The sequence below is a fragment of the Pseudomonas sp. A-R-19 genome (genome assembly GCF_019956575.1).
GTDB lineage: Bacteria > Pseudomonadota > Gammaproteobacteria > Pseudomonadales > Pseudomonadaceae > Aquipseudomonas.
In genome coordinates, this window is sequence record NZ_JAHBDR010000040.1 from 33,468 (window position 1) to 51,584 (window position 18,117).

General features: G+C 60.5%; 14 protein-coding genes and 1 pseudogene. 8 read left to right on the plus strand and 7 right to left on the minus strand.

Going from position 1 to position 18,117, the window contains the following annotated elements:
• Nucleotides 1–130 precede the first annotated feature (130 nt).
• Both KGA88_RS08225 and bfr read left to right on the plus strand, forming a co-directional pair.
• Entirely contained in the window at nucleotides 131–1,585 is a 1,455-nt protein-coding gene (locus KGA88_RS08225; protein WP_223590065.1) for a catalase, read from the plus strand.
• Nucleotides 1,586–1,733: 148 nt separating this feature from the next.
• Nucleotides 1,734–2,198 (plus strand): bacterioferritin, encoded by a 465-nt coding sequence (gene bfr / locus KGA88_RS08230; RefSeq protein ID WP_007970123.1) that lies wholly within the window; start codon nucleotides 1,734–1,736, stop codon nucleotides 2,196–2,198.
• Between the two features lie 65 nt (nucleotides 2,199–2,263).
• On the opposite strand, the gene uvrA is transcribed toward bfr, so the two are convergent.
• Nucleotides 2,264–5,098: an excinuclease ABC subunit UvrA gene (gene uvrA, locus KGA88_RS08235; RefSeq protein ID WP_218486197.1), complete on the minus strand. Its 2,835-nt coding sequence runs from the start codon at nucleotides 5,096–5,098 to the stop codon at nucleotides 2,264–2,266.
• 191 nt (nucleotides 5,099–5,289) lie between these two features.
• Between uvrA and KGA88_RS08240 the strand changes: the two genes are divergently transcribed.
• Both KGA88_RS08240 and KGA88_RS08245 read left to right on the plus strand, forming a co-directional pair.
• The gene (locus tag KGA88_RS08240) at nucleotides 5,290–6,687 is read left to right on the plus strand and encodes an MFS transporter (RefSeq protein ID WP_110657346.1); all 1,398 of its coding nucleotides are present in this window, start codon (nucleotides 5,290–5,292) and stop codon (nucleotides 6,685–6,687) included.
• A gap of 9 nt (nucleotides 6,688–6,696) precedes the next feature.
• Nucleotides 6,697–7,215 carry a single-stranded DNA-binding protein gene (locus KGA88_RS08245; protein WP_007984430.1) on the plus strand — a complete coding sequence of 173 codons (519 nt, stop codon included), beginning with the start codon at nucleotides 6,697–6,699 and terminating at the stop codon, nucleotides 7,213–7,215.
• A gap of 97 nt (nucleotides 7,216–7,312) precedes the next feature.
• Here KGA88_RS08245 and KGA88_RS08250 read toward each other — a convergent pair whose 3' ends face one another.
• Nucleotides 7,313–7,861: a cysteine hydrolase family protein gene (locus KGA88_RS08250; RefSeq protein ID WP_110660253.1), complete on the minus strand. Its 549-nt coding sequence runs from the start codon at nucleotides 7,859–7,861 to the stop codon at nucleotides 7,313–7,315.
• Nucleotides 7,862–7,962: 101 nt separating this feature from the next.
• Here KGA88_RS08250 and KGA88_RS08255 point away from each other — a divergent pair, with 101 nt between their 5' ends.
• From KGA88_RS08255 to KGA88_RS08265, 3 genes are all read left to right on the plus strand, one after another.
• The gene (locus KGA88_RS08255; RefSeq protein WP_223590067.1) at nucleotides 7,963–8,955 is read left to right on the plus strand and encodes a GlxA family transcriptional regulator; all 993 of its coding nucleotides are present in this window, start codon (nucleotides 7,963–7,965) and stop codon (nucleotides 8,953–8,955) included.
• Between the two features lie 298 nt (nucleotides 8,956–9,253).
• The gene (locus KGA88_RS08260) at nucleotides 9,254–10,363 is read left to right on the plus strand and encodes a DUF3182 family protein (protein WP_223590069.1); all 1,110 of its coding nucleotides are present in this window, start codon (nucleotides 9,254–9,256) and stop codon (nucleotides 10,361–10,363) included.
• Nucleotides 10,353–11,111 carry an alpha/beta hydrolase family protein gene (locus KGA88_RS08265; RefSeq protein ID WP_223590071.1) on the plus strand — a complete coding sequence of 253 codons (759 nt, stop codon included), beginning with the start codon at nucleotides 10,353–10,355 and terminating at the stop codon, nucleotides 11,109–11,111. The genes KGA88_RS08260 and KGA88_RS08265 overlap by 11 nt, the downstream gene beginning before the upstream one ends.
• Before the next feature lie 141 nt (nucleotides 11,112–11,252).
• On the opposite strand, the gene KGA88_RS08270 is transcribed toward KGA88_RS08265, so the two are convergent.
• From KGA88_RS08270 to KGA88_RS08290, 5 genes and pseudogenes are all read right to left on the minus strand, one after another.
• Complete coding sequence (locus KGA88_RS08270) at nucleotides 11,253–12,239, minus strand: lysylphosphatidylglycerol synthase domain-containing protein (protein ID WP_223590072.1); 987 nt, start codon at nucleotides 12,237–12,239, stop codon at nucleotides 11,253–11,255.
• Nucleotides 12,226–13,518: a cardiolipin synthase ClsB gene (clsB, locus tag KGA88_RS08275; RefSeq protein ID WP_110662068.1), complete on the minus strand. Its 1,293-nt coding sequence runs from the start codon at nucleotides 13,516–13,518 to the stop codon at nucleotides 12,226–12,228. Before clsB ends, KGA88_RS08270 begins: the two co-directional genes overlap by 14 nt.
• Complete coding sequence (locus KGA88_RS08280) at nucleotides 13,515–14,312, minus strand: endonuclease/exonuclease/phosphatase family protein (protein WP_223590075.1); 798 nt, start codon at nucleotides 14,310–14,312, stop codon at nucleotides 13,515–13,517. The genes clsB and KGA88_RS08280 overlap by 4 nt, the downstream gene beginning before the upstream one ends.
• Complete coding sequence (locus tag KGA88_RS08285) at nucleotides 14,309–15,235, minus strand: DUF72 domain-containing protein (protein ID WP_223590077.1); 927 nt, start codon at nucleotides 15,233–15,235, stop codon at nucleotides 14,309–14,311. The genes KGA88_RS08280 and KGA88_RS08285 overlap by 4 nt, the downstream gene beginning before the upstream one ends.
• Before the next feature lie 234 nt (nucleotides 15,236–15,469).
• Nucleotides 15,470–15,613: pseudogene (locus KGA88_RS08290) on the minus strand (MFS sugar transporter); the annotation flags it as partial.
• 344 nt (nucleotides 15,614–15,957) lie between these two features.
• Here KGA88_RS08290 and KGA88_RS08295 point away from each other — a divergent pair.
• Entirely contained in the window at nucleotides 15,958–18,081 is a 2,124-nt protein-coding gene (locus tag KGA88_RS08295; protein WP_223590079.1) for a mechanosensitive ion channel family protein, read from the plus strand.
• Nucleotides 18,082–18,117: the final 36 nt, after the last annotated feature.

Sequence of the window (18,117 nt, forward strand, 5' to 3'; positions counted from 1 at the left end):
GGGGATGATCATTAGTATTTCTCTATCGATGTCTGCAAGTTAATGAATTTGTAGCTGTCATATTGATGATCAATACTCCTTCTCAGCCGATTAGCCGGCAGTTAAAGACCGACAGAGGAAGGAATTTCGCATGAGCCAAAACACAACGCTTACAACCGCCAGTGGCGCTCCTGTTGCCGATAACCAGAATTCCCGTTCCGCCGGCCCTCGTGGCCCGCTGATGCTCGACGACTTCCACCTGATCGAGAAGCTTGCCCACTTCAACCGTGAAAACATCCCTGAGCGCCGTGTACACGCCAAAGGCTCGGGTGCCTACGGTACGTTTACCGTGACCAGCGATATCAGCCAATACACCAGTGCCAAGCTGTTCGAAGCGGTTGGCAAGCAAACTCCGACGTTCCTGCGGTTTTCCACCGTGGGTGGTGAGCGTGGTTCGGCCGATACCGAGCGTGATCCGCGTGGCTTTGCCCTGAAGTTTTACACCGAGGAAGGCAACTGGGACATCGTCGGCAACAACACCCCGGTGTTCTTCATTCGCGATCCACTGAAGTTTCCAGACTTTATCCACACCCAGAAGCGCTTGCCGCAAAGCAACCTCAAGAGTGCCCAGATGATGTGGGACTTCTGGTCGCATTCGCCCGAGGCGCTGCATCAGGTCACCATCCTGTTCTCCGACCGGGGTATCCCTGACGGCTACCGTCATATGCACGGCTTTGGTAGCCACACTTACAGTCTTATCAACGCTCAAGGTGAGCGTCACTGGGTGAAGTGGCACTACAAGACCAAGCAGGGGATCAAGAACCTTGCTCCTGCCGAGGCTGCGCGCCTGGCGGGTGCCGATCCGGATTACGCCCAGCGTGACTTGTTCAATGCCATCGAACGAGGCGATTTCCCGAAATGGCGCGTGTGCATTCAGATCATGACCGAGGCTCAGGCGGCAGCGCATTACGAGAACCCGTTTGATGTGACCAAAACCTGGTCGCAGAAAGAGTTTCCACTGATTGAAGTGGGCGAACTGGAGCTCAATCGCAATCCGCAGAATTACTTTGCGGAAGTCGAGCAGGCGGCGTTCGGTCCCAGCAACATGGTGCCAGGCGTTGGCCTCTCGCCGGATCGTATGCTGCAAGGCCGGGTGTTCGCCTATGCGGACGCGCACCGCTACCGTGTCGGCACCAATCACCAACAACTGCCAGTCAATGCTCCGCGCAGCCCGGTCAACACCTACCAGCGCGACGGCTCAATGGCTTTTGGCAGCAATGGCGGTGCGGCGCCGAACTACGAGCCAAACAGCTACGTCGAGTCTCCGAAGCAGGCGCCTCGTTATGCAGAGCCGGCATTGGCCCTGAGCGGTGCAGCCGATCGTTATGATCACCGCGAAGATACCGACTACTACAGTCACGCAGGCGCATTGTTCCGCTTGATGTCTGCAGAGCAGAAATCATTGCTGGTCAGCAACATCGCTGGTGCGATGGCGGGTGTGTCGAGTGACGTGGTTGATCGCCAGTTGCAGCATTTTTTCAAGGCGGACCCGGCGTATGGAGAAGCAATCGCAAAGCTGCTCAACGTACAGCTTAACGAAGTCTAAATGAGAAGCAGAACCGCCCTTGTTTGGGCGGTTTTTGCGTTATTTCAGCTGCTTTTCTCAGAATATCTTCGCTTTTATTGCGTCTTCCGAGTGACGATATGGCCGTGTTGGTTCAAACTACAACTTTCAAGCAGGGAGATGTAGGGCGATGCAAGGCCACCCAGATGTGATCGATTACCTCAACACGTTGCTGACCGGCGAACTGGCTGCGCGTGATCAATATTTCGTCCATTCGCGGATGTATGAGGACTGGGGTTTCACCAAGCTCTACGAACGAATCAACCACGAGATGGAAGAAGAGGCTGGGCACGCTGATGCTCTGATGCGCCGGATTCTGATGCTCGAAGGCACGCCGCGCATGCGTCCGGACGATCTTGATGTCGGCACCACGGTCACTGAGATGCTCGAAGCGGATCTACGCCTGGAATACAAGGTGCGGGCTGCGCTGTGCAAGGGCATCAAGCTCTGCGAGCAGCACAAAGATTATGTCAGCCGCGAAATGCTGCGGGTTCAATTACATGACACTGAAGAAGATCACACCTACTGGCTCGAAAAGCAGTTGGGTCTGATCAAGTTGATCGGGCTTGAGAACTACCTGCAATCCCACGCCTGATTCAGCGGATACAAAAAAAGCCCCTGTCACTGACGAAGTGACAGGGGCTTTTTCATGGCACCCGGTTAAGCCCGGTCACGCTCCAGCAAAGGCTTGAGGTAGTAACCGGTATGAGACTGCTTCATCTCGGATACTTCCTCCGGCGTGCCGACGGCAATGATTTGCCCGCCCTTTGAACCACCTTCCGGACCGAGGTCCACAAGCCAGTCGGCGGTCTTGATCACGTCCAGGTTGTGCTCGATCACCACCACGGTGTTGCCGTGGTCGCGCAGGCGATGCAACACGTCCAGCAGTTGCTGGATATCCGCGAAGTGCAGGCCGGTGGTCGGTTCATCGAGGATGTACAGGGTCTTGCCGGTGTCACGCTTGGACAGTTCGCGGGACAGTTTTACCCGCTGGGCTTCACCACCGGAGAGCGTGGTCGCCGATTGCCCCAGCTTGATGTACGACAGGCCGACGTCCATCAATGTTTGCAGCTTGCGCGCCAGGGCCGGTACGGCGTCGAAGAACACCCGCGCTTCCTCGATGGTCATCTCGAGGGTTTCGTGGATGCTCTTGCCCTTGTACTTGATCTCCAGGGTCTCGCGGTTGTAACGCTTGCTCTTGCACACGTCGCAAGGCACGTAGATGTCCGGCAGGAAGTGCATCTCGACCTTGATCAGGCCGTCGCCCTGGCAGGCTTCGCAGCGGCCGCCCTTGACGTTGAAGGAGAAACGCCCCGGCCCGTAGCCACGGGAGCGAGACTCCGGTACGCCGGCGAACAATTCGCGGATCGGCGTGAACAATCCGGTGTAGGTCGCCGGGTTGGAGCGCGGTGTCCGGCCGATCGGGCTCTGGTCGATGTCCACGACCTTGTCCAAGTGCTCCAGGCCCTTGATGCTGTCGTGGGCGGCGGCCTCAAGCGTGGTGGCGCCATTCAGTGCCGTGGCGCTCAGCGGGAACAGCGTGTTGTTGATCAGCGTCGACTTGCCCGAGCCGGATACGCCGGTGACACAGGTCAGCAGGCCGATCGGAATTTCCAGGTCGACATTGCGCAGGTTGTTGCCACGCGCACCCTTGAGCGCCAGCGTCAGCTTCTTGTTGCGCGGTGTGCGCTTGGCCGGGACTTCGATCTTCACCCGGCCCGACAGGTATTTGCCCGTCAGCGAGTCCGGATGCGCCATGACCTCGGCGGGTGTGCCCTCGGCGACGATATGCCCGCCGTGCACGCCAGCGCCCGGGCCGATGTCCACCACGTAGTCAGCCAGGCGAATGGCATCTTCGTCGTGCTCGACCACGATCACCGTGTTGCCGATATCGCGCAGGTGCTTGAGGGTGCCCAGCAGCCGGTCGTTGTCGCGCTGATGCAGGCCGATGGAGGGTTCGTCGAGGATGTACAGGACACCCACCAGGCCGGCGCCAATCTGGCTGGCCAGACGAATACGCTGGGCCTCGCCACCGGACAAGGTGTCGGCGCTGCGGTCCAGCGACAGATAGTCGAGGCCGACGTTGACCAGAAACTGCAGACGCTCGCGGATTTCCTTGAGGATCTTGTCGGCGATTTCGCCACGGCGACCGGTAAGCTTGAGCCCGCCAAAATAATCGGATGCATCGCCGATCGGCAGGTTGGTCACCGCCGGCAGGGTTTTCTCGCCAACCCAAACGTGCCGCGCTTCGCGACGCAGGCGGGTGCCACGGCAGTCCGGGCACGACTGGGTGCTGAGGAACTTGGCCAGCTCTTCGCGCACCGAAGCGGATTCGGTTTCGCGGTAACGGCGCTCCAAGTTCGGCACGATGCCTTCGAACGGATGCGAGCGTTTGACGATGTCGCCACGGTCGTTCAGGTACTTGAAATCGACGTTTTGCGAGCCGCTGCCGTGCAGGATGAATTTCTGCTGATCGGCTGGCAGTTCGTTGAACGGTACTTCCAGGCTGAATTTGTAGTGGGCCGCCAGCGACCCGAGCATCTGGAAGTAATAGACGTTGCGCCTATCCCAGCCGCGAATTGCCCCTTCGGCCAGTGTCAGTTCGCCGTTGACCAGACGCTTGATATCGAAGAACTGCTTTACCCCCAGGCCATCACAGGTCGGGCAAGCGCCGGCCGGGTTGTTGAAGGAGAACAGCTTGGGTTCCAGCTCGCTGATGGCGTGGCCGCAGATCGGGCAGGCAAAGCGTGCGGAGAAGATCATCTCTTCACCGGGCTCGTCGTCCATCGGAGCCACCAGGGCGATGCCGTCCGCCAGCTTCAGCGCGGTCTCGAAAGATTCGGCCAGGCGTTGTTGCAGGTCGGCGCGGACCTTGAATCGGTCGACCACGACATCGATGGTGTGCTTTTTCTGCTTGTCGAGCTTCGGCGCTTCGTCCAGTTCGTAAAGCTTGCCGTTGATTCGGGCACGAACGAAGCCTTGCGCGCGCAGTTCTTCGAAAACCGACAGGTGCTCGCCTTTGCGTTCGCGGATGACCGGGGCCAGCAGCATCAGCTTGCTGCCTTCCGGCTCGGCGAGAACCAGGTCGACCATTTGGCTGACGGTCTGCGCTTCCAGCGGGATATCGTGATCCGGACAGCGCGGAATACCCACGCGTGCATAAAGCAGGCGCAGGTAGTCGTAGATTTCGGTAATGGTGCCGACCGTCGAACGCGGGTTGTGCGAGGTCGATTTCTGTTCGATGGAAATTGCCGGCGACAGGCCTTCGATGGTGTCGACGTCGGGCTTTTCCATCATCGACAGGAACTGCCGGGCGTAGGCCGACAGCGATTCGACGTAGCGGCGCTGACCTTCGGCGTACAGGGTGTCGAACGCCAGGGACGACTTGCCGGAGCCGGACAGGCCGGTGATGACGATCAGCTTGTCCCGTGGCAGGGTCAGGTCGATGTTCTTCAGGTTGTGGGTTCGAGCCCCACGAATCAGGATCTTGTCCAAGGTGGCCTCGCTCGGCGGGCGTCGAAAACGTAGGAGTATACGGCCAAATACTGGATGGATGCACACTATCAAACGAGTGGGCTACTGTCTTACATGAAGAGTGTGTCAGCAATGCGCGTCAAAGCGTCGCGATATACCCCGCCAATCGATGGGACTGGTAGAATCGCCGCCGGTTCACATGAGGTTTTTCCATGCACGATCCCCACAGCGAGCGCATGAGTGGCAGCGAGACCCGCGCGGCAAGCGGTCTGGCCCTGGTGTTCGCCTTCCGTATGCTTGGCATGTTCATGGTGTTGCCGGTACTGGCGACCTATGGGATGGATCTGGCCGGAGCCACGCCGGCCCTGATCGGCCTGGCGATTGGCGCTTATGGCCTGACCCAGGCGGTTTTCCAGATTCCTTTCGGTTTCATTTCCGACCGCATCGGTCGCCGCCCGGTGATTTACCTGGGCCTGATCGTGTTTGCCCTCGGCAGCCTGCTGGCAGCCAATGCCGATTCGATCTGGGGTGTGATCGCCGGGCGAATCCTGCAGGGCGCCGGGGCGATTTCCGCAGCGGTCATGGCCTTGCTGTCCGACCTGACCCGCGAGCAACACCGGACCAAGGCCATGGCCATGATCGGCATGACCATCGGCCTGTCGTTTGCGGTGGCCATGGTGGTCGGCCCGCTGCTGACCCGCGCTTTCGGCCTGTCCGGGTTGTTCCTCGCCACCGGCGGCATGGCATTGTTCGGCATTGTGATCGTGATGTTCATGGTGCCGCGTTCCACCGGCCCGTTGCAGCATCGTGAGTCCGGTGTAGCGCGCCAGGCGCTGATCCCGACGCTCAAGCATCCGGACCTGCTGCGTCTGGACCTGGGCATTTTTGTGTTGCACGCGATGTTGATGTCCAGCTTCGTCGCCTTGCCGCTGGCGCTGGTCGAGAAGGCCGGGCTGCCCAAGGAGCAGCACTGGTGGGTGTACCTGACCGCGCTGCTGATTTCTTTCTTCGCCATGATCCCGTTCATTATCTACGGCGAGAAGAAACGCAAAATGAAACGAGTTTTGCTCGGCTCCGTCGTGACGCTGCTGCTCACTGAGCTATTCTTCTGGCAGTTTGGCGATAGCTTGCGGTCTCTGGTGATCGGTACGGTGGTGTTTTTCACCGCGTTCAATCTGCTGGAAGCCTCGTTGCCGTCGCTGATAAGCAAGGTTTCACCGGCAGGCGGCAAGGGCACGGCGATGGGGGTTTATTCCACCAGCCAGTTCCTCGGCTCGGCACTGGGGGGAATCCTCGGTGGCTGGCTGTTCCAGCATGGCGGTCTGTCGGTTGTGTTCCTCGGATGCGCCGGTCTGGCTGCCCTCTGGCTAGCCTTTGCTGTTACCATGCGCGAACCTCCCTACGTCACAAGCCTGCGCTTGCCGTTGTCGCCCGAGGCGATCCGCGAAGCGGGTCTGGTCGAGCGCCTGAAGGCGGTCGTAGGGGTAACAGATGCAGTCATCGTCGCGGAAGAGGCGGCGATTTACATCAAACTGGACACCGAACTATTGGATCGCACCACCCTTGAGCGCCTGGTGAACAACCCGGCCGAGGCAGCGTGCGTAGCCTAGGAGAACGTTATGGCCCGTGGGGTTAACAAAGTCATATTGGTCGGCACTTGCGGCCAGGATCCCGAAGTTCGCTACTTGCCTAACGGTAATGCCGTGACCAACCTGAGTCTGGCAACCAGCGAACAGTGGACCGACAAGCAAACTGGTCAGAAAGTCGAAAAGACCGAATGGCACCGTGTGTCGATGTTCGGCAAGGTTGCGGAAATCGCCGGCGAATACCTGCGTAAAGGTTCGCAGGTGTACATCGAAGGCAAGCTGCAGACCCGTGAGTGGGAAAAAGACGGTATCAAGCGTTACACCACCGAAATCGTGGTCGACATGCAAGGCACCATGCAACTGCTGGGCGGTCGTCCACAGGGCGACCAGCAGGGCCAGGGCGGCGGTAACAACTACCAGCAATCCGCTCCGCGCCAGCAGGCTCCGCGTCCACAGCAGTCGGCGCCGCAGCAGTCGCGTCCGGCTCCACAGCAGGCGGCACCTCAGCCGGCTCCGGATTTCGACAGCTTTGATGACGATATTCCTTTCTAAAGCTGCTGAAAGCCTGCAAACGGCAAGCTGAAAAACAAAACCCGCACTTCGGTCTGAAGTGCGGGTTTTTTATGGTCGGTGATATTTAGTTGCAGGCTCAGGCCGCGAGGAAATCGTTGGCCGACACCACGCTGGCATACGCAAACGCCAGGGCTGCCATGAACGCCGCATGAACCTGGGCCGCCGGTACATTCACGCCATTGAATTCCAGGTCACGGGTGGCGCAGGCGTCGTGGATCACGGTCACCTTGTAGCCAAAGTCCGCCGCCGCACGGGTGATGCCGTCGACGCACATGTGGCTCATGCTGCCCACGACCACCAGTTCCTTGATGCCTTGTTCGTCGAGGATCGATTTCAGCTCGGTTTCGCGGAACGAGTTGACGAAGTGCTTGAGCACCACCGGTTCGTCGGCGCGGTTGAGCACTTTGGGGTGCAGCTTGGCGCCTTCGGAGTTCGGGGTGAAAAACGGCGCCTCTTCGGACGTGAATTCGTGGCGGATGTGCACCACCGAATCACCGGCATCGCGGAAGGCCTTGATCAGGCGAACGGCGTTGTCCGCAGCGGCGTCGGCGCCGACCAGCGGCCACTTGCCTTGGGGGAAGTAGTCGTTCTGGATATCGACTACGATGAGCGCTTGCTTGGCCATGACTGTTTCCTCGAAGTGTGTGTTGGTGTGGAATGAAGTATTGGCTCTGGCCGGCGATCCGGGGATTGGTCGCACCGACAATAGAAGGGGGAAAACTGACAATGGATGCAGAAAGGGCAATCGCTGAGCTGGGCGTGCTGATCTATCCCGGCGCGCAGATGGCGGCGGTGCATGGCTTGACGGATTTGTTCGGGGTGGCCAACCGGATTGCCGCCGAACATCAGTCTGCGCAGTTGCCGCTGTTGCGGGTCAGCCATTGGCAGGTCGAAGGCGATCAGTTGCCGGCGCGGGTCTTCGACAGCCATCCCGGTCCGGAGCGCGCCCTGGTGGCCGTGTTGATTCCCCCGTCGATTGCCGGATTTACCGAGGGCCAGGCGCCACAGGGATTGATCCGCTGGTTACGCGAGCAACATGCCGGCGGCGCGACACTGGGCGGGGTTTGCGTGGGGTCTATCCTGTTGGCGGAAAGCGGTCTGCTCGATGGCCGCAGTGCCACCACCCACTGGACCTCGGCCAAAGCCTTTGCCGAGCGTTACCCGTCAATCAGGCTCAAGGCCGATACGCCAATTGTCGATGACGGCGACCTGATCACCACTGCCGGGTTGATGGCCTGGTCCGAGCTGGGGCTGCGCCTGGTCAACCGTCTGCTGGGGCCGAGCATTGCCACCAGCACCGCGCGGTTTCTGGTGGTGGAGCACAGCGACAGCGCCAGTGAGTGCGGCAGTAATTTTGCACCGATCCTCAGCCATGGTGATGCGGCGATCCTCAAGGTGCAGCACTGGCTGCAAAGCACCGGGGCGACGGATGTATCACTGGCGGCGATGGCCGAAAAGGCATGCATGGAAGAACGTACCTTCCTGCGCCGATTCCGTGCGGCCACCGGCCTCAAACCCACCGAATACTGCCAGCATCTGCGAGTCGGCAAGGCCCGGGAAATGCTCGAATTCACCAACGGCACCATTGACCACATCGCCTGGACCGTGGGTTATCAGGACCCCGGGGCGTTTCGCGCGACCTTCAAGAAAATCACCGGGCTGGCGCCGAGTGATTATCGGACGCGGTTCGGGGTGACGCCGGGGGCCGCGACGCGGTAGACGCAGCACCACAAATCCCCTGTGTGGGGCTTGCTCGCGAAAGCGGTGTGTCAGTCAACATCAGCCTCGCTGACAGATAGCATTCGCGAGCAAGCCCGCTCCCACATGGGGTCTGTGCCAGTCCTGAGTCGTGCAAAATGCCGGAGTATCAAAGGGCGTCGTGCAGAATAAAACAGGCCCCATGCCATCACTTTATGGGCAACGGTCTGATTTAAAACGCCTTATGCCACAACGAGCCTTGGCCTGATCCCTGCACCCCTTCAACTACATTCATCAAGCGTCGATTGAAGGGGGATGCATGACCCCAACAAACCGCAAGAAACTGGTGGTCGCCCATTCGGTGCTCGCCAACGCGCCGCTGCATGAAGTCGAAACCAACCGTGCGCTGGCCCGCTGGCTGGCGCAGATATTGGGGCTCAAGTACGGCGGCAGCTACGACCCGCAGTTGCACGACGGACGGGATCTCTACCTGTTGCCGACCCAGACCCTGGTGGGCGCTGCGGCTGCCCGGCAACTGGGGGTCAAGGGACCGGAAGATTTGTGGGGTGGTTATGTCGACCACGACTTCATCTGCACCAAGGCCATCAGTCACGGATTGCTCAACCGCCATGCCCATGCGCCGCCAGGCTGGGCTCCATTGTTTTCCGAGCGGGTGCGCAGCGTGGTGCTCGACGGTCTCAGCGTCTTCTCCCTGAAGGACGCGCGTCCGGCGGCGGAGCATCTGTTGTACACCGGGCCGATCCGCCTGAAGCCGATTCATGCCTGTGCCGGACGCGGTCAGGAAGTGATCAAAAGCCTCGACGGGTTCGATGAAGTGCTCGCCAGGCCAGAGGCCGGGACTACGTTCACCGAAGGCGTGGTGCTCGAACAGGATCTGGACCAGGTGATCACCCACAGCGTCGGCCAGAGTTTTATTGGCGGCAAGGTCCTCAGTTACTGCGGTGATCAATACCTTACCGAAGACGCGCAGGGCGAGGCTGTGTATGGCGGGTCCAACCTGCTGGTGGTGCCGGGCGACTACGACGAATTGCTGAAACTGGATCTGCCGGAAGATGTGCGCCTGGCGATTCATCAGGCGCAGGTGTTCGACAAGGCGGCGGATGAAGCCTATCCCGGCTTTTATGCCTCGCGGCGCAACTACGACATCGCCCAAGGTGTTGACAGTGACGGGCAGGCGCGCAGCGGTGTGCTCGAACAGTCCTGGCGCATGGGTGGTGCCAGCAGTGCCGAAGTGGCGGCGTTGCAGAGTTTCGTCAACGATCGGGGGATGCGCGCGATCCGGGTGTCTTCGGTGGAAACCTACAACGATCAGCCGCTGCCTGCAGACGCCATCGAGGTGTACCGCGGGCCGGCGCAGACCAGTGACTTTCTGCTCAAGTACGTAACGGTCAAATCCTATGACGGCTAGAAGCGAATCCATTCAGATCGACATCGACAACGAACAGATGAGCGGGACTTTTCTGAGCCCCAAATCGAAAGTCCCCGGCGTGCTCTTCGTGCACGGTTGGGGCGGCAGTCAGGAGCGGGACCTGGAGCGCGCCAAAGGCATCGCCGGGTTGGGCTGCGTGTGTCTGACTTTCGACCTGCGCGGGCACACCGGCGGCACCGGCATTCCATTGTCCCGGGTGACCCGCGAAGACAACTTGCGCGACCTGCTGGCAGCCTATGATCGCCTGCTCGCGCACCCGGCCCTCGATACCTCGGCGATTGCCGTGGTCGGCACCAGTTACGGGGGGTATCTGGCCTCGATCCTGACCTCGCTCAGACCCGTGCGCTGGCTGGCGCTACGGGTGCCGGCGCTGTATCGCGACGAGCAATGGCACGCGCCGAAACGCGATCTCGACAAGTTGGATCTGCGTGACTATCGAAGCACCCTGGTGCGTGCCGACAGTAACCGCGCCTTGCATGCCTGTTCGCAATTCACCGGGGATGTCCTGCTGGTGCAGTCCGAGACTGACGATTACGTGCCCCATGCGACGATCATGAGCTACCGCGCGGCGTGCCAGCAGACTCATTCACTGACTCACCGCATCATCGACGGCGCCGACCATGCCTTGAGTGAGCCGGTTTCCCAACAGGCCTACACCTCGATCCTCGTCGATTGGATTACCGAGATGGTGGTAGGGGAGCGGTTGAGCATTATTCAATCGTCCTGAGATTTGTGGTGATCTTGCGGACGCCTTCGCGGGCAAGCCCGCTCCCACAGGGTCCGTTGGTGGATGCAAATTCTATGGTACGCCTTCGATCCTTGTGGGAACGGGCTTGCTCGCGAAGGCGTCCTCACAACCAGCACAAAATCACTTGGGTTTCCTGGAAATCCGCAACGACTTGGCCTTGGCCTCCACCAGCAAATACATCACCAGGGCAATCAACAGCGGCAAAATGAAGTAAATCGCTCGATAAGCCAGCAGTCCCGCCACCAGGCTGCCTCGCGAAACCTCATGTTGCAGCAGCGCCACGAACACCGCCTCGAGCACGCCGAGCCCGGCCGGGATGTGGGTGATGACCCCGGCGATGGCGCTGATCAACAGCACGCCCAGCACCAATGGAAAATCCAGTTTGCCCGGCAGCAAAGTGAAAATCACCGCCGCCATCAGCGCCCAGTTCAGGGCCCCGAGGGCCAGTTGCAGCACCGCCATGCGCAGCGATGGCAGGTCAATTTCGATACCGCGAATCGCCCACTCCCGACGTTTGGCAAACTGGCACGCCGCCAGGTACCCGGCGCTCAGCAGTAGCAACAAAACCCCCACGCCTTGCAGCGCGCTACTGCTGAGCTTCCAGCCCGGCGGCATGCGCACCAGCCCACTGCTGAACACGGCGCCGGCAATCACCATGTAGCCGAACCAGTTGGTCGCCAGGCTCAGGCCGAGGATTTTCGCGATGTTGCTCTTGCTGACCCCGAGCCGCGAATACAGCCGGTAACGCATGGCGATACCGCCGACCCAGGCGCTCAGGTTGAGGTTGAAGGCATAGCTGATGATCCCCACGGGCAGGATCTGCTTCCATGTCAGGTTCTGGCGGATGTAGGTGCGGCCGATCAGGTCGAAGCAGGCGTACACCAGAAAGCTCACCAGGGTCAGCCCCGACGCAATGATCAGCGTGCGCACCTTGAAATCGGCCAGGTTATCGAACACTTCGTTCCATTCGAGGCGCTGGGCGAGCGTCGCGAACAGCACGATCAGCATCAGGAAAAACAGCATCGTTAGCGGTCGTTTCCAGCGACCCCAATGGGACTTGCCCGGGCTCTTTGCATGGGCTGGCGCGTGGGTCTCAGCGCGGTTCATGGTCGGCGCTCCCGGTTGGGGGTTGGAAGGGTTTCAGGTGCGGTTTATGCGCCGGCAACCAACCGGCCCATGCCGGGAAATGCCGCAGGAAGTGAAACACCAGAAAACCGATGGTCATGTGCCAGACACGCCCGCGTGGCGTGATGTCGAAAGACATGGCCTTGCAGTGGTTGTCGCTGAGGTCTTCCAGGCGATCGAACAGATGTCGATTGAAACCGCGGTCACGGATCAGCACGTTGGCTTCCAGATTCATCGCCAGGCTCAACGGGTCGAGGTTACTGGAGCCGACGGTGCTCCAGTCTTCATCCACCAACGCGACCTTGCCGTGCAGCGGACGGTCGCAGTATTCGTAGATCTTCACCCCGGACTTCAGCAGGTAGTCGTAGGTCATGCGCGCGGCGAGCTTGGCCACCAGCATGTCTGGCTGGCCCTGCAGGATGAGCCGCACATCCACGCCCCGGCGGGCCGCATTGCGGATCTCGCGCAGCAGGCGGAAACCGGGGAAAAAGTAGGCGTTGGCGATCACCACTCGGCGCTGCGCCTGGCGCAACACCTGGCGGTAAACCTCTTCGATGTCGGCCGGGTGTTCAGCGTTGTCGCGGTACACCAGACGCACCTGGCCATCGTGATCGCTGAAGGCCAGTTCCGAACGCCGCAACCGGCGCCGTTGCCACCAGTATTTGGCCCGCACCGGGCGACCGCATTGCAGCAGGGCGAAGTGATGGATATCGGCCACGGCCGGGCCTTGCACTTCCACGGAATAATCCTGTTTGGCCTCGGGGCCGAAGTCGGCCAGATGATCGGCGGAGAAGTTGATCCCGCCGACGAAGGCGACGCTGCCATCCACCACCACAATCTTGCGGTGCAGGCGCCGGAACCAGTTGGTGCGGATGCCCAGGCGTTTCGGTGCCGGGTCGAACATTTGCAGATGTACGCCGGCCGCAGTCAGGGCGGTGAGAAAGCCAGTGCTCAGTTCGCCGCAACCAAAGCCGTCGAGGCTGACGGTGGTGCGCACACCGCGCTGGGCGGCTTCGATCAATATCTGTTGCAGCTCATTGCCGACCTTATCCTCAAACAAAATGAAGGTTTCCAGCAGGATTTCACTTTGCGCCCGGCGCAGGGCTTCAAACACCCGGGGAAAGTACTCCTCGCCATTTTCCAGCAACTCGACCCGGTTGCTGCCTTGCCAGCCATATTCGACATCGACCGCTGTCGGCTCGCGGGTCGGCGGGGCAGGGATATGTTGCAGCGTGGTTTTTTCCATCGACTGGCTGCTCATAGCTCGATCTCCACCGACAGCGGGACGTGGTCGGAAAGGTGCGACCAGGGTCGGGAGGTCAGTACTTGCGGATGGCTGGCCTTGAGGTTGCGCACGTAAATGCGGTCCAGGCGCAATGCCGGCAAGCGCGCGGGAAAACTGCGTGCCGGTTTGCCATGCTGCGCGGCGAAGACTTCACGCAGGCCACTGGGTTTGAGCACTGCATCGGCGCGCTGGCGCCAGTCGTTGAAGTCCCCGGCGACAATCACCGGGGCATCGCCGGGCACGGCATCCAGGCGTTGGGCAAGCAGTTTCAGTTGCGCGATGCGATGGCTTTCGCGCAGCCCAAGGTGCACGCAAATCGCATGCACCTCCCGGCCGTCGCCGGGCAAACGCAACACGCAATGCAAGAGCCCGCGGTTCTCGTGGCCGCTGATGGACACGTCGAGGTTGTCGTGGCGGATGATCTGGAATTTCGACAGCAACGCATTACCGTGATCGCCCGTCGGATACACCGCATTGCGGCCATAGGCGAACTGCGGCCAGAGGGTGTCGGCGAGGAACTCGTATTGCGGCATCGCCGGCCAATTGGTGTAGCGCTTGGGGTGCAGTTCGTGGGTGCCGTGGACTTCCTGCAAAAACACCACATCGGCAGATACGCTGCGCACCGCTTCACGCAGTTCCGGCAGGATGAAACGCCGGTTGAGTGCGGTGAATCCTTTATGGGTGTTGACCGTCAGCACCGTGAAGCGGCGCACCGTCGTGTTGATGGGCGTCTGTTCATCCGTGACGCCGACCGGCTCGGGAATGCTCATGGCAACGCACCTTCGGCGGCAGGTTTGCCGGGGACGGTGGCGAGGTTTTTGTCGAGGTGCAGACGCTCCAGCAAAAGGCGTGCATCAAAGGGCGCGCGGACTTTGCTGTCGTTATCGAAATAGCAGAACACTTCCCGGGACTTGCACGCCTTGGGTTTTTGCCGGGGCGCGATCAATTGTGGATCGTCCGGTTGTTGTCCGTGATGCCAGGCTTCGATCCGCTCGCCCCAGCGCTTCAGTGCTTGCGGGGTATAACCGCTGGCGTAGAGTTCCTCGGCGCCATGCAGGCGCAGGTAGACGAAGTCGCTGGTGATGTCCTCGCGGTACGGCCATTTGACTGCGGTGTCGGCGATGACCAGTGCCGTGTTGTAGCGCTTGAGCAAGCGCACGAACAGCGGATCGACAAAGCTCTCGTGACGGATTTCCACGGCATGGCGCAAGGGCTGCTTTGTGTAAGCTTTCAGGCTGGCGTGGCCATTGACGTGGGCATCGTGCTGGCGGGCCAGGGTGGCGGCCTTTTCAGTTTCGCGGGGCAATTGGTCGAGGAAGGTTTCGAACAGTTCGGCATCGAATTTGAAACTGGGTGGAAACTGCCAGAGGATCGGGCCGAGTTTTTCTTTCAGTTCCAGAACCCCGGAAGCGAAGAAATTCGCCAGAGGCTTGTGGATGTCACGCAGGCGCCTGATGTGGGTAATGAAGCGCGGGGCTTTTACGCTGAAGACGAAACCCGCCGGGGTTTCGCCATACCACTGCGCATAACGTTCGGGCCGTTGCAGGGCGTAGAACGATCCATTGATTTCGATACTGTTGACCGCCCGGGAGGCGAATTGCAATTCGCGCCTCTGGATCAGGCCCTTGGGGTAGAAGTCTCCCCGCCAGGGCACATAGCGCCAGCCTGAAATACCGATATGAATCGCCGCCATGTTGCCTTCTCCGGTCTGCCTACCCTGTCTTGGGATGACTACGGGGCAACGGCGAAAGTTTCGGCGTCGGTACGGACGGTACGCCTTGCCGGTTCTGTAGGAGCCGGCTTGCTGGCGAAAGCGCTGTGTTAGTCACTTCCATGTCGACTGTTCCGCCGCCATCGCCGGCAAGCCGGCTCCTACAGGGGGGGCCGTGACCGGCAATGATTGGCGTTGAACTCTCGGCATAGACCGGGCCGAGGTGAGGCCGGTGAACATGATGGCGATCGCGCTGGCGGCTTTTTCCTTCGGCACTAGACTGGTGGCGATGGTCGAGCCGATCGAGAAAAACACCCCGTGAGCCCGGCCGGTGCCGATCCGTGCGAGGATCAACGACTCTCCGGAGATTGATTCGATGGAGCGCAGTGTCGGGATTTGGCTCGTTCAGAAAAATACAGGGATGGACATTTGATATTTGCGTGTAGATCAAATATCGCGAGCGCAGATGCATACTTGTGGCGAGGGGGCTCGCCCCCGTTCGGCTGCGAAGCAGTCGTAAACCCATTGCATGCGGTGTTTCAGATGAATTCGAACGGTAGGTTTTGGGGGCGCTTCGCACCCCAACGGGGGCAAGCCCCCTCGCCACATAAGGCGTCACTGTCCTGCTATCCGCTGGCAATGTCCGAACCTGCCCGGCATTTCTCGATCAGTTTCTTACAGACACAGCCAAAGGAGCGGGTGCTTTGATCAGGCTCAAGACGGCGATATTGCTGGGAGCGTTACTGTTCGTGGGTAGCGAGCAACTGGAGGCCGCCGCGATACCGGGGTTGCCGGCCGCCGCGACCGCCGCGACGCCGCCGGCGCACCCCGAACCGCTGGTACAGGGCGGCTTGCTCGGTGCCATCAGCTCGAGCATCGACGAGGTCCAGAGCAAACTCGATCTCAACGAAAACCTCGTCGACGTCTGGCGCCTGCGTGCCGACCGCGCGGCCGATGAAGTGGATCAGTTGGTCAATCAGCCATCGGCCCGTTCGCCCTGGAGCGTTGCCGGCGATTTCCTGCTGCTGACCTGCGTGTGGGTGGCCGTGTTTGCCTGTCTGTGGCTGCTTGGGCGGATGGCCGTCAGGCGCCTGTGCGAACATCGTCTGCTGCTCAGTCGTGAACGGGGCCAGGCGTTGCTCGGTTACGTACTGCCCTACACCCTTCCGGCGGTGGTCAGTCTGCCGTTGACGATTTATGCCAGCCAGTTTTTGCCGATATCGGCGGGACGGGCGCTGGCGCTGTGTCTGGCTTATGCCGCTAGCGCGGGGATATTTGCTGCGTCATTGGTGCTGTCGCTGGTGGTGGTGTTCAATGCCGGGCACAAGCGGCGGGCGGTGCAGATCATCCGCGAGAAGAGTCCCCGTCCCTTGTTCGTTATCGGCTTTCTGGTGGCCTTGAGCGATGCCCTGACCAGTCCGCAGATCGCCCATCAACTGGGCAGCAACCTCACCAGCAGCATCGCCGTGTTCACCGGGTTGGCGGCATCGATTTCCTTCGGCTTGCTGGTGATCCGCATGCGTCGCCCGGTAGCCCAGGTCATCCGCATCCTGCCGCTGGCCCAACGCCTCAGCCAACCGGCATTGCGTGAGACCCTGCGGATATTTTCCGGGCTCTGGTATTGGCCGATTCTGTTGATGGTGATGGTCTCGATCATCAACCTGATCGGCGCCGGGGCGGACAACCAGAGAGTCCTGCGCAGCGCCTTGTTCACCACGGTGTTGCTGATTGCCACGGTATTCCTCAGCACCACGCTGCATCATTTGTTCAAGGCGCGCAGCGAAGCGGACCTGCGCCGCAGCAGCGCCTACAAGGAGCGCTTTCTCAATCTGTCCCATGCCTTGTTGCGTATCGGCATGGCCATCGTGTTCATCGATATCCTCGGGCGGATCTGGGGTGTGTCGCTGTTCGAATTCGCGGTGAGCAATGCCGTGGGCCGGGCGATCAGTGATTCCCTGAGCCACATCGGGCTGATCCTGCTGGTGACCTGGATGGTCTGGGTCTTGCTCGACACGGCGATACAGGAGGCCCTGAAACCACCGGCCAACAAGCGCTCGGCGCGCCAGCCGAGCACGCGGGTGAAAACCATCCTGCCACTGCTGCGCAACGCGATCAAAATCATCCTGGTGGTGATTTGCGCGATCACCACCATGGCCAACCTGGGCATTAACGTCGCGCCGTTCCTGGCCGGTGCCGGGGTCATCGGCCTGGCAATCGGTTTTGGTTCCCAGCAACTGGTGCAGGACGTGATTACCGGGCTGTTCATCATCATCGAAGACACCCTGTCCATCGGCGACTGGGTGGTGCTTGATTCCGGGCATGCCGGCACGGTCGAAGGCCTGACCATCCGCACCTTGCGCCTGCGCGACGGCAAGGGCTTCGTGCACTCGGTGCCGTTCGGGCAGATCAAGGCGGTGACCAACCAATCGCGGCAATTCGCCTATGCGTTTTTCTCGGTGCAATTCACCTACGACACCGATGTCGACAAGGCCATCGAACTGATCCGCGAGGCCGGGCATTCCATCAGCAACGACCCGTTCCTGCGCTACAACCTGCAAGGGCCGCTGGATGTGTTTGGCGTGGACAGGATGGACCTCAACGGCGTGGTGCTGACCGCGCAGTTTCGCACGGTGTCCGGTGGTCAGTATGCGGTGAGCCGAGCCTTCAACCAGCGTTTGAAGAAGCTTGTGGATAACTCCCCGTGGGTGCATTTCGCGCAGACTTATCCACAGCAGGCGCTGGTGCCGCGGCATCCGGTCGAAGCACCACCGGAGATTGAGCCAGAGCATGCGGCGGTGCTGATGCCGGATCGGCCGCGGTCTCAGTAGAGGGTTTTGTGCTGAGGTTCTTTATTGCCTGTGATG